The sequence below is a fragment of the Pelotomaculum terephthalicicum JT genome (genome assembly GCF_022410535.1).
Taxonomy (GTDB): Bacteria; Bacillota; Desulfotomaculia; order Desulfotomaculales; family Pelotomaculaceae; genus Pelotomaculum_D; species Pelotomaculum_D terephthalicicum.
Genome location: NZ_JAKNBL010000009.1, coordinates 26,370 through 39,380 on the forward strand (window position 1 = coordinate 26,370; position 13,011 = coordinate 39,380).

Annotated in this window: 17 protein-coding genes; all 17 read right to left on the reverse strand. The window is 51.2% G+C overall.

The features are described from left to right. Positions 1-2: 2 nt before the first annotated feature. Entirely contained in the window at positions 3-272 is a 270-nt protein-coding gene (gene fliQ / locus L9W92_RS07855) for a flagellar biosynthesis protein FliQ (protein WP_240083206.1), read from the reverse strand. A gap of 16 nt (positions 273-288) precedes the next feature. Next, positions 289-1,038 carry a flagellar type III secretion system pore protein FliP gene (fliP, locus tag L9W92_RS07860; RefSeq protein ID WP_353681818.1) on the reverse strand — a complete coding sequence of 250 codons (750 nt, stop codon included), beginning with the start codon at positions 1,036-1,038 and terminating at the stop codon, positions 289-291. A gap of 20 nt (positions 1,039-1,058) precedes the next feature. Then, entirely contained in the window at positions 1,059-1,550 is a 492-nt protein-coding gene (locus L9W92_RS07865) for a flagellar biosynthetic protein FliO (RefSeq protein ID WP_240083207.1), read from the reverse strand. Then, on the reverse strand, positions 1,547-1,921 hold the full coding sequence (locus L9W92_RS07870) for a FliM/FliN family flagellar motor switch protein (protein WP_240083273.1): 375 nt from the start codon (positions 1,919-1,921) through the stop codon (positions 1,547-1,549). Before L9W92_RS07870 ends, L9W92_RS07865 begins: the two co-directional genes overlap by 4 nt. Positions 1,922-1,935: 14 nt before the next feature. Next, positions 1,936-2,400, reverse strand: a complete 465-nt coding sequence (locus L9W92_RS07875; protein ID WP_240083208.1) for a flagellar basal body-associated FliL family protein — start codon at positions 2,398-2,400, stop codon at positions 1,936-1,938. A 171-nt stretch (positions 2,401-2,571) separates the two neighbouring features. Then, positions 2,572-3,411, reverse strand: coding sequence for a flagellar hook-basal body complex protein (locus L9W92_RS07880; protein WP_240083209.1), 840 nt, complete (start codon positions 3,409-3,411; stop codon positions 2,572-2,574). Positions 3,412-3,567: 156 nt separating this feature from the next. After that, positions 3,568-3,957 (reverse strand): TIGR02530 family flagellar biosynthesis protein, encoded by a 390-nt coding sequence (locus L9W92_RS07885; protein ID WP_240083210.1) that lies wholly within the window; start codon positions 3,955-3,957, stop codon positions 3,568-3,570. Between the two features lie 12 nt (positions 3,958-3,969). Further along, positions 3,970-4,371, reverse strand: a complete 402-nt coding sequence (locus L9W92_RS07890; RefSeq protein ID WP_240083211.1) for a flagellar hook assembly protein FlgD — start codon at positions 4,369-4,371, stop codon at positions 3,970-3,972. 16 nt (positions 4,372-4,387) lie between these two features. Beyond that, the gene (locus L9W92_RS19130; protein ID WP_240083212.1) at positions 4,388-6,034 is read right to left on the reverse strand and encodes a flagellar hook-length control protein FliK; all 1,647 of its coding nucleotides are present in this window, start codon (positions 6,032-6,034) and stop codon (positions 4,388-4,390) included. A gap of 57 nt (positions 6,035-6,091) precedes the next feature. Next, complete coding sequence (fliJ, locus tag L9W92_RS07900; protein ID WP_286725216.1) at positions 6,092-6,532, reverse strand: flagellar export protein FliJ; 441 nt, start codon at positions 6,530-6,532, stop codon at positions 6,092-6,094. Then, positions 6,525-7,868, reverse strand: a complete 1,344-nt coding sequence (fliI, locus tag L9W92_RS07905) for a flagellar protein export ATPase FliI (protein WP_240083214.1) — start codon at positions 7,866-7,868, stop codon at positions 6,525-6,527. The genes fliJ and fliI overlap by 8 nt, the downstream gene beginning before the upstream one ends. 3 nt (positions 7,869-7,871) lie before the next feature. Continuing rightward, positions 7,872-8,699: a FliH/SctL family protein gene (locus L9W92_RS07910; RefSeq protein WP_240083215.1), complete on the reverse strand. Its 828-nt coding sequence runs from the start codon at positions 8,697-8,699 to the stop codon at positions 7,872-7,874. Then, the gene (fliG, locus tag L9W92_RS07915) at positions 8,686-9,693 is read right to left on the reverse strand and encodes a flagellar motor switch protein FliG (RefSeq protein ID WP_240083216.1); all 1,008 of its coding nucleotides are present in this window, start codon (positions 9,691-9,693) and stop codon (positions 8,686-8,688) included. Before fliG ends, L9W92_RS07910 begins: the two co-directional genes overlap by 14 nt. A gap of 11 nt (positions 9,694-9,704) precedes the next feature. Beyond that, entirely contained in the window at positions 9,705-11,249 is a 1,545-nt protein-coding gene (gene fliF / locus L9W92_RS07920) for a flagellar basal-body MS-ring/collar protein FliF (RefSeq protein WP_240083217.1), read from the reverse strand. A gap of 50 nt (positions 11,250-11,299) precedes the next feature. After that, complete coding sequence (gene fliE / locus L9W92_RS07925; protein ID WP_240083218.1) at positions 11,300-11,593, reverse strand: flagellar hook-basal body complex protein FliE; 294 nt, start codon at positions 11,591-11,593, stop codon at positions 11,300-11,302. A gap of 15 nt (positions 11,594-11,608) precedes the next feature. Next, the gene (gene flgC, locus L9W92_RS07930) at positions 11,609-12,055 is read right to left on the reverse strand and encodes a flagellar basal body rod protein FlgC (RefSeq protein WP_240083219.1); all 447 of its coding nucleotides are present in this window, start codon (positions 12,053-12,055) and stop codon (positions 11,609-11,611) included. A gap of 4 nt (positions 12,056-12,059) precedes the next feature. After that, the gene (gene flgB / locus L9W92_RS07935; RefSeq protein WP_240083220.1) at positions 12,060-12,464 is read right to left on the reverse strand and encodes a flagellar basal body rod protein FlgB; all 405 of its coding nucleotides are present in this window, start codon (positions 12,462-12,464) and stop codon (positions 12,060-12,062) included. Positions 12,465-13,011: the final 547 nt, after the last annotated feature.

Sequence of the window (13,011 nt, forward strand, 5' to 3'; positions counted from 1 at the left end):
GGTCAATGTAGTAAATTGGGTATCTGGCCATAAAGGTTCGTTGTGTAATTAATTACATTTTTCAGCATCCAGGAACCCAGCAGCAGCAAAGTTAAAAACATCCCCACTATTTTCGGCACCATATTCAACATTTGATCCTGAATCTGGGTGGTGGCCTGCAGCACGCTGATCAGCAGGCCGATCAAAAGCGCCACAGCCATGGACGGTCCCGCAAGGAGCAAAACCATAAACAAAGCTTCACGCGCCATATGAACAACGAAGGTTTGGCTCAACTTTCTTTCCTCCTCCTCACCGGAAGCTTTCCATCAGGGATTTAACAACCAGCGACCAGCCGTCCACCATTACAAAGAGAAGCAATTTGAAAGGCAGCGCGATCATGATCGGCGGAAGCATAAACATGCCCATTGCCATCAGAATGCTGGCCACAACCATGTCAATAACCAGGAAAGGCACAAAAAGAAGGAACCCGATTTCAAAAGCCGTTTTCAATTCACTGATCACAAACGAAGGTATTACCACATATAAAGGCACATCTTCAGGTTTCTCCGGCCTTTCTATTTTCGCCAGATTGACAAACAATCCAAGATCTTTTTCCCTGGTCTGCCTGAGCATAAAGCTCTTCAAAGGCTTAGCCGCCAGCTCCTGCGCCTCCTGCTGGCTGATCTGGTTATTCAAGTAGGGCTGGAGCGCTCCCTCATTGATTTCTTGGTAAGTCGGCGCCATGATAAATACCGTCAGAAACAAGGAAAGACCTATAACAACCTGATTGCTTGGAATCGTGGGCACTCCCAGGGCTGTCCGCAGCAATGAAAGCACAATCACGATCCTGGTAAAAGAAGTCATCATCACCAGGAAAGCAGGCGCCAGTGACAATAACGTCAGCAGGACAAGCAGCTTGACACTGTCCACCACCTGCTCCGGGCTGTCAGAAGGATGAATATTCAGGTCAACAGCCGGAAGCGGCGCGGCCGCCGCTTCCGTGGTCAAGAGAAATGTTAATGCCAATAGCAGGAGAAGGACCGTGAGCCTAACCTTCAAACTTTTTCACTCATTTCACATTACCTATTCTGCTTATTGCCACGTCGCATGCCGCCTCCCTGCCGGGAAGCGCCCAGTGACCGCAGCTTGTCCATAGCAGCCAGACTTGCCTCGAAAATAAACCCCCTTTTCAACCGGCCGGGAACAGGACCTGTGTCCCCGGTCACACCGGTTTCCCGGATCTGATCGATTTCTTTTATGGCCCGGGGGGTCAATTCCAAAACATCTTCAGCAGCTATCTTTTCCGGTAAAGGTAATTCATCCAGTTCCTTAATTAATTGAATTGTGTTGTCCTGGTGGGCCAGCAGGTAATACTTTTCTCCAAGGCCGATCAGACTCAAAACCGTTTTGGGCCCCAGGGGAAGCTGCTCAACCAGCTTCATCCGGTTCTTGCCCGGCGTCACCGCATAGCGGCGGGCAAGACCATACTTCAATACCAGATAAGCCATGAAGAGAACAACCGGTAAAGCAACCAGCACACGGACCGCAGCCCAGATTAAATCACTGCTCATATCAAGCCTTCCGACAATTTTAAATTTTGAACCTCGTTGACAGCGTTGATCCGGACGTTAAAAACGTCGTTGACAATAATCACTTCACCTTTGGCGAACCTTTGCTGGTTGACGTTCACCTCAACCGACTCACCGACAACTTTGTCAAGCTTGATCACGGAACCTTCCTCAAGGCTCAGCAATTCCCCTAAATTGAGGTCCCCCTGACCAAGCTCAACGCTTACCTCAATGTAGACATCATCCAGGTGGGACAGGCCTGTTTTCAGGTTTTCCATATCCGCCGGTTTTAGAGAGGGAAATTGTACTTTTCTTATTTCAACCTCGCCTTTTTTCGGGCTGCCTAGAAGAGACTTGATTTCTTCTTCGGTCATCAAAGCGCTTCCTCCTACTGGACCAGAAAATCCGTGAAAAATATTCCGGTGATATCTCCGGTTTTCAAATTATTGTTAATATCATTAAGCAAGCTATTTTTAAGATTCTCAACCGCACCGGCGGCAGTGACGTCGGTAAGCGTTTTCGTGCGCAAAGTGGAAATCAAGGTGTCCCTTACCTGATGCTGCTTGTCCTTTAATTCCTTGGCCAGGTGTTTATTATCCCTGGGATACTCTGTGACAACCTCAACCCTGAGGTAGTGCCCTCCCCCGTCACCGGAAAGATTCACCACTACTTCGCCCAGATCCAGTTTCTCACATTCCACTTCCGCCGCTTTTGCGGTTTTTTCAGGCGCTGTTTTCTCTTCCACACTGCTGGACTTCTTCACCACCGCGCCATCCTCGGCTGGACTCTTAAAAAAGAAATACCAGCCGGCCGCAGAACCGGCCAAAACCACCAGGATTATGAGCAAAATCAATATTAATTTTTTTCTTTTTGATTTTTCTTTCTGGCTACCTTTTCCCTGAGGTTTTTCACTGTCCTTCGGCACGGCCACACCTACTTTTCTTGGATTCTTGGATTATATGAAACATACGGCTTAGCATTACTGCCCTAAAAAGGCCCTTCTTATATTAAGCTTAAAATACAGCTACCGCTTGATGTTCAACAATTCCTCCAAAATCTGGTCGGAAGTGGTGACTGTCCTGGCATTGGCCTGGTAGCCCCGCTGGGTGGTGATCATGTTGACAAACTCGTCGGTCAGGTCCACGTTGGACATTTCCAGGAAGCCGGAGTCGATTTCACCGTAGCCGCCGGAATTGGGCGCCCCGTAGGCCCCACCCGAAACCTCCCCGCTGGTCGGAGAAATTCGATATATATTTAGTCCGTCCCGCTCCAGGCCGTCCTGGTTGGGAAACATGGCCAGTCCGATTTGAAAAGCATCCTCATACTCGGTACCGTCCAGGAGTGAATAGGATATATACCCGTCTTTCTCAATATTGATAGTCGCCACCCCGCTCGAACTAACGTCAAGCGTGATCGGGTTGCCGTCAACATCACAAAGGTTGTAGCCGCTCGAATTGACCAGATTGCCCACATTGTCAATATAGAATATTCCTTCTCTTGTATACGCCTCGTTAGTTTGGCCGGTCCCATCAACCATATTGCCGTCTGTCGACAATACGAACCAACCGTTTCCGTTGATGTAAAGGTCAAGCGAGCGGCCTGTGGTTTGCGGAGCCCCCTCGCCGGTATTGTTGGTGATGCTGGAAACCATCACGCCCAGACCGACTTGTGAGGGGTTGACTCCGCCTATTGTACCATCTCCGGCACTGGGGTAGCGCACCGTCTGGTACAGAATATCCTGAAAATTTGTCCTGCTGCCCTTAAAGCCGGTTGTGTTGACATTGGCGACGTTATTGCCGATAACGTCCATTCTGATCTGGTGGTTTTTCATTCCCGAAGCGCCGGAAAAAAGAGACCTAATCATTATTATTATCCTCCTTTTGGTCAGCCGCCTCAGTCGTTCGGCGGCCCGCGCAGCCCCCTCTCGGGCCGGCTGCGATTTCTTAAGTAGTCAGTAATCAGTAGTCAGTAGCTGTCTTTTTGGTTTTCCCATGGGGTTGAAGCAAACAACCCGGACCAGCTACCTTACGATTACTGCACTGTCTATATTGGTGAAAACATGGTCTGTCGTAGAATTATTGTCCATGGCCGTCACTATCGTCTTGTTGCGGACGCTGGTGATCAACGCCAGGTCACCGTAAATAATCAGCGATTCACGCGAGCCCTTGGATTCGGCCTGTTTCACGGCCATATTGATCTTGTCCAGATCATCCTGAGCCAGGACAATATTCCTCTCTTTCAGCCGCTTTTCAGCGTGCGCTGAAATCTTTATTTCCTGACCCTTGGCAATCTCCCGCTGCACCGCTTCCTGAAAGGACAGCTTGTCGTCTTTCCGGGGCGACTGCCTGCCACCCGCCGGAACAACCGGAAGCGGCGCGACCGGCAGGATGGAGCTGATTTCCCGGTTCATTCCGCACCACCTCTACTGTACTTCGGTCACTTGATCCAAACCGTAAGCCGTCCCGCTCACATAGACATTAACAACACCGTTTGTGACAGTAACTTTCTCCACCTGCCCGGAAATTTCATTGCCATCGGAAGTAATTTTTACCTGATGTCCAATAAGCGCCGACGCCTGACTCATTTCCTGCGAGAGTTTTAGTTGGGCGATTTCTTCATTCATATTTGTCAGTTGCTCAAGCATGGTAAATTGAGCCATCTGTGCTATAAATTCGCTTGTATCCTGCGGGCTGGTCGGGTCCTGGTTTTGCAGCTGGGTCACGAACAGCTGGAGAAACGCGTCCTTATCAAGAGTCTTTACCGGATCTCTCTTGCTGGCTTCCGCTGAATACGAGTAATCATTAGTAGTCGATGTGACTTCCACAATATCACCTCCTAAGTTATACTAAGTAGTTAACCTGCCAGGAACCCGTGCCGGTCCCGCCAGCCTGTGGGGATTCCGCAGGAATGTCACCGTCAATACGGTAGTTGCCGCTGCCGTAATGAACCGCGCCGCCCTCATTACTTCGCTCATAATAAAGATTTGAGCTGTCCTGGCTGCCGTTCCCGACGAACACAAACGCTTCATTCAGCTTCAGATCCTGCTGATCGAGAGAAACCCTCAACTGCTGCAGCGAACCTTCCAGAACCTCTTTCACGCTGTTATTCGCGGTGTAGAAGTGGGCGTTTAATTCACCTTTGTGGAAATACAGCTTGATTGTGAGCTGTCCCAGCTGTTCCGGCTCAAGTTTCAGCTGGACCTGGGTCTGCCGGTCGCCGCCGCTTGTGTTGTATATGTGCCTGATTTCCTGAAGCACCCTGTCCCTCAGGTCGGATAACGCAACCCCCTTCGCACTGTCCGTGGTGGAAACCTGCGCGGAAAATTGAGCTCTGGCATCCGCCGTATTGTTAGTCCCCAGCCCGTTGCCGGCCTCGACCTTTTCGGACGCAACCGCGTTGTTTATTATTACATTTTTACTCTCATCAGCGGTTTGCGCTCCTTTTGGCTTATCGTTCGGCAGCTTGTTTTCATTACCGCCCTGGTAGGCTAACTGCGCATTGCGCTGTTGTTCCGCTGACGCAACTCCGGACTGACTCCCGCCATCCGGTTTGAGCACGGTGTTTTCAGAAACCACCGTGACAGTTTTCTTTTCAGCGGTCAACCGGGAATCTTCCGCCGCTATCGTACCGGCAGCAACATTTTTCATCTCTCCCGCGTTAGCGCCGTTGACCGCCGGGTTCGCGTTTTTAATATTAGACACATCTTGAAGATTCTTTTCCATCCCGTCCTCAGCGGGGGTGCCGGCAGCATTAGCCGCTCCGGCCGCCTGCCCGGAAGGAACACTATTCGGCTGCATATCCTGAACAGCCGGATATTCTCCAGACGCTCCCAGGCTATTGGGGGCGTTAGCAGCTTGAGAAATCACCACAATTGTCGTTTTAGCCGCGTCCGCGGGTTGCTGTGCTGCGGCGGCGCTATTATCTCTCATTATTGCCTGGGCGTTTTGCCCTTCACCAGTCATCATACCTGTTTCAGGTGTTTCGAGCGGGATTCCTGCCGACACCGGCACGCCCGCCGACGCTGTCTCAACATTCGCCCCGAAAACAGGCTGGGTTTGTCCGGCAAGTCCCGTCGGTTGATCAACCGGTATCTCAGGCAGGGAAGCCGCCGGCATTATCTGGGTTGCATCCGGGAGCGTTCCCGGCACGGACGCCTGCCCTGTCTCACCGACTGTTAATTGTGCTCCCTGGCCGGTTACTTGTGGTTCCGGTTGTGAAAGAGCCGGTTGCATACTATCTTCCGGTAAATCATCGTTGACAATCAGCGGATCAACAAAAGCGTCCCTCCCGGTTCCGGAACTCACTTTATTGTCATCAGCATTGCCGGAATCATTCGCCGGCCGTCTTGTTTGGGCAGGCTGCTGACTGAGCAGCGCCATGACGGCAGCCATGGCCGTATCAAACCCTCCCGCGTCCGTCTGATTTCCAGAAAACGATCCGCCGCCTTTCGGTGGAACCGCTACGTTATTGACAACAGATACTTGCACTTTTTCACCTCCTTTCAAGAGATGGTCTATGATCAAAAAGGCTGTTATTAATTACCCCTAAATCTGTTTCTCCTGCCGCTGGTGAGCGTAGAGAGCCAGTTCGTCCACTTCTTTTTGCTCCCTGGCCGCGGTTTCGCGCTTGTAGTTCATTAAATGCTTATCTTTCAGCGTTTCGATGACCTGCCGCTCCTGTCTGGCCTGAACAGCCGCGTGGCGCTTATTCTCAACCACCAGGCCGGCATTGCTGACATCATTTTCTTGCACGCTGATTTTCTTGCTTAACGACGCCCTGTAGAAGGATAGATACTCGACTCCTAAAACGTCCACATCCGCTTCTTCCACCTCAAATGCCGCTTCCAGGCGCTGCCTGGTATTCTCCAAAAGAGCCAGGCGCCGGTTATACTCGTGATGGGCAACCGCCAGGGCCTGCTCCGCGGAAACTTCCTTCGCCGCCCGGTGCTGCAGCACCGGTTCAAGTTGAAAATGAAACTTAGCGATGTCGTGTCACCCCTTTTTGGGCTATTGCCTTCAGCCTTTCCAGTGTGTCGTCATAATCATTATGCTCGAGCATTCCCTGCCGCAAAAAATCAATTATACCCTGGTAGGAAGCGATGGCTTCGTCAACGCGCGGGTTTGAACCCGCCACGTAAGCCCCGATATTGATCAGATCTTCCGCCTGGCGGTAAGCCGCCAGCAGGTCACGCAGCTTCCCGGCCCGCGCCCGGTGTTCCTCCGAGGTAATGTCGGGCATCAAGCGGCTGACACTGTTCAGCACGTCCACCGCCGGGTAATGGTTGGCCGCGGCCAGCGAGCGGGACAGCACAATGTGCCCGTCCAGAATGCCGCGCACCGCGTCGGAAATCGGTTCATTCAAATCATCCCCGTCCACCAGCACCGTAAAAAAAGCCGTGATTGAGCCGGTGTCAGACATGCCCGGCCGCTCAAGCAGCCGGGGCAGCAGCGCGAACACTGAGGGAGTATAGCCTTTAGTCGCCGGCGGCTCCCCGATAGCCAGGCCGACCTCACGCTGGGCCATGGCAAACCTGGTCACCGAATCCATCATCAACAGCACGTCCTTGGCCTGATTCCGGAAATATTCGGCGATAGCGCAGGCGACAAAGGCGCCTTTCAGGCGCACCAGCGCAGGCTGCTCCGATGTAGCCACCACAACCACCGAGCGGGCCAAGCCCTCCGGGCCGAGGTCGGTCTCGATAAAATCCAGCACCTCCCGGCCGCGCTCGCCAATCAAGGCGATCACATTAACGTCGGCGCTGCCGTACCGCGAGATCATCCCCATTAAAGTACTCTTTCCGACCCCGCTGCCGGAGAATATGCCGATACGCTGCCCCCGGCCGCAGGTGAGAAACGCGTCCACCACCCGCACTCCGGTCGACAGCACCTCAGATATACGTCTTCTCTTGAGCGGGTTGGGCGGACGGTTGTCCACCGGGTATTCTTCAGTAAGCCCGTTCAGAGGACCCAGACCGTCCAGGGGATGACCCAGACCGTCCAAAACCCTGCCGAGCAGTTGTTCTCCTACTTTAACATAAAACGGCTTGCCCGTGGGAGTAACGCTGCATCCCTGGTAAATCCCCCTGAGCTCGCCAAGCGGCATCAGCAGCGTGCTTCCATCACGGAAACCGACCACTTCAGCCCTCACCGGCTCAGATTCACCCGGCACATTAATCCCGCAAACCTCTCCGATGGGAGAGTTGATTCCCTGCACTTCGACAGTGAGCCCGATTACACGGGTCACCCTGCCGGTCAGTCTAAGCAAATTGGCCTCTTTTACGCGAGACTTCCATACCGACAGGTCTATCGGAGCACTTTCCACAAATTAGCCCTCCTCGCCATAAAGCGCCTTCAGCAACGCTTCACGCCGCGTTTCCATAGTAGCGTCCACCCGTCCATTCTCAGTTTCAATCCGGCATCCGCCCGGCTGGATCGAAGCGTCGGCAATCACCTGAAACTCCGCTTTCGCCGGCAGAATACCTCTCATTTCTTCTTTTCTTTTTTCATACAGCGCCATTTCCGACGGGTTTATATACAGAACCACTTGGAGCCTGTCCGCTACCAGGCGAAGCGACTCCATGGCCACATTACAAACAATTTCCGGCTCAAGAGACAGCTGCGCCGACAAGATCCTTTCGGCTATTTCCCTGGCCAGGCTGATAATACTGCCTTCAAGCGACATCAGGGTCTGGCGGCGGCTCTCTTCCGCCTGATTCATAACATCCAGCGCCGCTGCCCGGATGGCTTCGCCTTCTTCCTTCGCCTTGGCCATCCCTTCCTGGAAGCCGTCCCGATATCCCTGGTCAAACGCGGTCTTGCGCGCGTCTTGCTTGATCTGCTCGCTTTCAAGCTCCGCTTGACGGTGAACTTCCTGCTTGATCTTCTCGCCGTCAAGCCGGGCCTGTTTGATCATCTCATCCGCGGCCGCGCGGGCCGCGCTTAATGTTTCTTCGGCCTGCGCCAGGATTTCAGCGCTTAAATCCACATCATCCCCCGGCTTATTCTCCGGCGCCGCATGGTCTCCATTCCCGTTGCCGCTACCGTTGCCGCGGCCAAACCCGGGTTCTTCAACAATGTTGCACAACCTGAGCGGTAAAACATGTAAAAGGCTATCCCGCACTTCAGCGCTTTTGATAATTTTATACAAGTACATCCTCGCCACCCCGCGAGATAATAATTTCGCCGCTTTCGTCGAGCTTGCGGAGGATATTCACAATCTTCTGCTGCGCTTGCTCCACTTCTCTCAAGCGCACCGGCCCCATGAATTCGATTTCTTCTTTGAGCATTTCCGCCGCGCGCTTGGACAGGTTCTTGTAAATCCTGGTGTTCACATCCTCGCCGGCGCCGCGCATAGCCATGGCCAGGTCTTTTGAATTGACCTCCCGCAAAACTCTCTGAATGAAGTTGTCCGGGAGCATGATAATGTCTTCGAAAACAAGCATGCGTCTCTTGACTTCTTCCGCCAGCGCCGGGTCTTCTCTCTCCAGACCTTCTAAAACCACTTTTTCCGCGCTCCTGCCCACTCTGTTCAGAATATCCACCAGTGACTGGATACCGCCCACAATGGAATGGTCCTGCTGCACGACGGAAGAAATCTTTCTTTCCAATACAGCCTCGACATCTTTGATCACATCAGGAGTCAGGCGGTCGATAATAGCGACGCGCCTGGCTATATCGCTCTGCATGTCCGGCGGCATGGACGCCAGGATAACACCGGCCTGCTCCGGGGTAAGGTGGGCGAGAATAAGCGCCACAGTTTGCGGGTGCTCTTCACGGATGATGTTCAAAATAGATTTCGGATCGGCCTTGCGCAAGGCGTTGAAAGGAACCGCCTTCATTTCCTTGGTCAACTTGGATAGTATTTCAGAGGCTTTTTGTGCTCCGAGGGTTTTTTCAAGCAATTCCTTGGCGTAACCCATGCCACCGTGAATCAGGAACTCCCGCGCCCGGTGCAGTTCAAAAAACTCATCAAAAACAGCATACTTGATCTCAGGAGGCACTTTAATCATATTGGAAATTTCTTGAGTAAGCTGTTCAATTTCCGCATCCGCGAAACGTTGCTTCAAAACCTTGGCCGACAGGTCCGAACCCAGGGCGATCAACAGTATCGCTGCTTTTTGAATACCGGTCAGCTTGGAAAGCTGCAATTTGGTCCCTCCTAATCCCTCAACCAAAGTTTGAGAATCTCAGCAACGTCATCCGGTTTTTCGGAAGCCATTCTCCGGATCTGCTCTTGCTTGTCATCCCGGATTTCCTGCTCCGGTTCCTTCTCCAGGATGCCAACCGGAATAAAGGTTTCTTCTATTTCTTCTTGCTCTTCCATTTGCCTTTGCGCTTCGCGGCGCCGCTTCGCTATGTACATAACCAGTAAAATAAGCAGCGCAATCAAGATTATTGCGGCCACGGCGGCAATTATATAGAGCCGTTCCCTTTCCCTGGCGCTTTTTTCTTGAGCCGCCTCCGCTTCCATTTTTTTCTGGAGCGAATCGTCAAACGCCATACTGCTGACATTAATCTGATCGCCGCGACTTTCATCGTACCCGATGGCGGCGGCGACGGCATCCTTGATTTTCGTCACGTCCACCGGGCTTTCCGGGTTGTCATTCACCACCACCGCCGCCGACAGGCGCTTCACTCTGCCCGGCGCCGCGGACATTGTTTCTTCTTTTGAACTCACCTGATAATTGATGGTGTTCTCTTCCTTGCTGAAGTTGGACGAGTCGACGCTCTCTACAAAGGGAGTCGTGGTAATGTTGGAGTCGGTTCCAACCGCGCCGCCCGTCGTGCTGCCCTTCCCTGTTTCCTTGACGTTATGCTCGCTGACCTTCACATTGTCCGGATTTGTGCTGGTTGTGCTGGTGACTTGCTGCTTGCTGAAATCGAGATCAGCGGTAACCATCGCCACGGAATTATTCTGGCCGGTGATTTTGACAAGCATTTGCTGAATCCTTTTTTCCAGCTCTTTTTCATAATCACGCTGCAGCTTTTGCTGTTCCAGAGTAGTTTTAGTGAGCACCACATCCGGGTCACTTTTAACCTGCAAGTCTTCGCTTAAGACATTTCCCATGTTGTCGATAATATGAATATTTTCCGGCTTGAGCCCTTCCACGCTGCCCACAAAGAGATCGCTGATCCCCTGCACCTGCTCCGGTTTCAATTCGGCCCCGGGTTTTAACGTCAATGCCACCGAGGCTGTCGGAGTGCCCTGGTTGTCAACAAACACGCTTTTTTCGGGAAGCACCAGATGCACCCTGGCGTCCTGCACCCCGTCAAGGTGCAAAATTGTTCTAGTCAATTCTCCCTGCAGGGCCCGCTGGTAGTTTACCTGCTGGTCAAAATCGCTTTGCCCGAATTTATTCTGATCAAAAAGCTCAAACCCCTTGTTGTCGCCGCCCAGTACGCCAGTGCTGGCCAATTGGATCCTCGCTTCGTAAACCTGAGACTCCGGAACATTGATGGTTTGCCCCTGATCAGCAAGCTGGTAAGGAATCTTCAAAGTCTTTAACTCTTCTGCGATAGCTCCCGCTTCCTTCGGATCCAGTCCCGATAAAAGAGGCTCGTAATTAGGTCTTGCGGCAATCAGTCCAAGATAGATGAAGCATACCAAAACACCTACCGCAACCAGGACCGAGATTATTTTTTGATTTCGGTTTAAAGCCTGATATCTCTCCTTGACCATGGCTAAAGAGCCGCCTAGGTTCAATCAAACCACCTCAAACATCCAAATGAAACGCATTATGATTAAAAAAAGTACTATATCTGCATACGTGAGACTTCCTGATAAGCCTCAATCACCTTGTTTCTTACTTCAACCGCCAGCTGCATGGTCAAACTAGCTTCCTGCATGGCTATGGCAACCTGGTGAAAATCCTGAACCTCACCCGTGAGAAACTTTATCGTCAGATTGTCCGCGTTAACCTTGCTGTCATTCAATTTTTTCAGGGAGTTGTCCAGCATCTCGGCGAAAGAACTACCCCCGCTTTCCGGTTTATTCCCGGACCCCGCCGGTTGCACCGGTAAAGCCAGTCCTACGGGCGACACTTGCATTTGCCTGTCCTCCTTTTAACCGCGGCCTATTTCCAGCGCTTTCAAGGCCATATCCTTGGCGGCGTTCAGAGCCGTCACATTCGCCTCATAAGCCCTGGTGGCGGTAATCATATTGACCATTTCATTAACAACGTTAATATTCGGATAAGCTACATAGCCTCTTTCGTCCGCGTCAGGATGGGTAGGCTCATAGACCAGCCTGGGCGGGTTGTTGTCTTCCAGCACCTTGGTCACCCGCACGCCGGCGCCTTTGAAAAACGGCTGCGACGCGCCGGTTTCCTCTTCCTGCTTCAGTATCTGGGCGAACAAAGGAATCCTCCTGCGGTAAGGAGGGTTGCTCGGATCATCCGGCGTGCCGGTGGTATTCATATTCGCGATATTATTAGCGATCAAGTCCAGCCGCAATCTTTCCGCCGTAAGGCCAGAGGCGCTGATCGCAAAAGAACTGAAAAAGCCTGCCATTTATTTACCCCCTCCCCTTAATAACGTAACTCAAACCGGAATAACGGTCGCTCAGCTCTCTGGCGACCGCCTGGTATTGCATGCTGTTAGCGGCCAGATTGGCCATTTCCTCGTCAATATCAACGTTGTTGTCATCAGTGCGCATAGTGGTAGTTTTGTTAAGCAAAACCTCCGGCTTCAGTTCGGCCAAAGAAGTTTTCCCGCCAAAATGCCTGGGGTCAGTCCTGAGCATCTCGGCAGGCTCCTTGCTCAGAGCTTTTTTTAATAAACCGTCAAATTCCACAGAAGATTTTTTAAAACCCGGCGTATTTACGTTGGCAATATTATTAGCCATCACTCTCTGGCGCAGAGTACAGGCATCCAACTCTTTTACCAGGGCAACCATTACTTGGTTGGAAAAAAGATCCACCTGCAAACCTCCATATATAATGCCGAAAATTGGCATTATTTTTTTCTAGCTCATGGAAAATTTTTATAATATGAGGAACTACTTACCTAAAAATTATTTAGTGAATATTCTACATTAAAAAATTTTATCCTTCTAAAAAGGACAAAATAATACCAATTTTTTTAAATCTTTACGCACAAATTCCTTTTATTAAGACATTTTTGCCGCCGCCGCATACAATAAATACCAACTGTCATTTTATCTCATCGCTGCCATCTTTATGGTAAACAGTTACCATTCGCCTTATTAGTTGCCAGTCGATAATTTACGCCATAACCACCTAATATTTTTCCTTTTTTAACATCGTTCTCATCTTTTAGGTAATTTTCCCTAATTTTATCCTTCATACTTGTTATAGCAAATAAGGCGAAAGCACTAATTTTTTCTAGGACACAAGTCCTAGAATGCAATACTGTCAATGTTTATCGGCTGATATTTATTCTACTACGAACTACCCAGAATGAACAATTACTGCCAATTTTATATCAAAAATACTAATCTAGCAACC

What these genes read in the sequence shown, in the direction of transcription:
- L9W92_RS07910 (WP_240083215.1), bottom strand. Translation starts at nt 8,699, where the DNA reads ATGTACTTGTATAAAATTATCAAAAGCGCTGAAGTGCGGGATAGCCTT.
- fliE (WP_240083218.1), bottom strand. Translation starts at nt 11,593, where the DNA reads ATGCAAGTGTCGCCCGTAGGACTGGCTTTACCGGTGCAACCGGCGGGG.
- flgC (WP_240083219.1), bottom strand. Translation starts at nt 12,055, where the DNA reads ATGGCAGGCTTTTTCAGTTCTTTTGCGATCAGCGCCTCTGGCCTTACG.
- L9W92_RS07865 (WP_240083207.1), bottom strand. Translation starts at nt 1,550, where the DNA reads ATGAGCAGTGATTTAATCTGGGCTGCGGTCCGTGTGCTGGTTGCTTTA.
- L9W92_RS07880 (WP_240083209.1), bottom strand. Translation starts at nt 3,411, where the DNA reads ATGATTAGGTCTCTTTTTTCCGGCGCTTCGGGAATGAAAAACCACCAG.
- L9W92_RS07870 (WP_240083273.1), bottom strand. Translation starts at nt 1,921, where the DNA reads ATGACCGAAGAAGAAATCAAGTCTCTTCTAGGCAGCCCGAAAAAAGGC.
- L9W92_RS07885 (WP_240083210.1), bottom strand. Translation starts at nt 3,957, where the DNA reads ATGAACCGGGAAATCAGCTCCATCCTGCCGGTCGCGCCGCTTCCGGTT.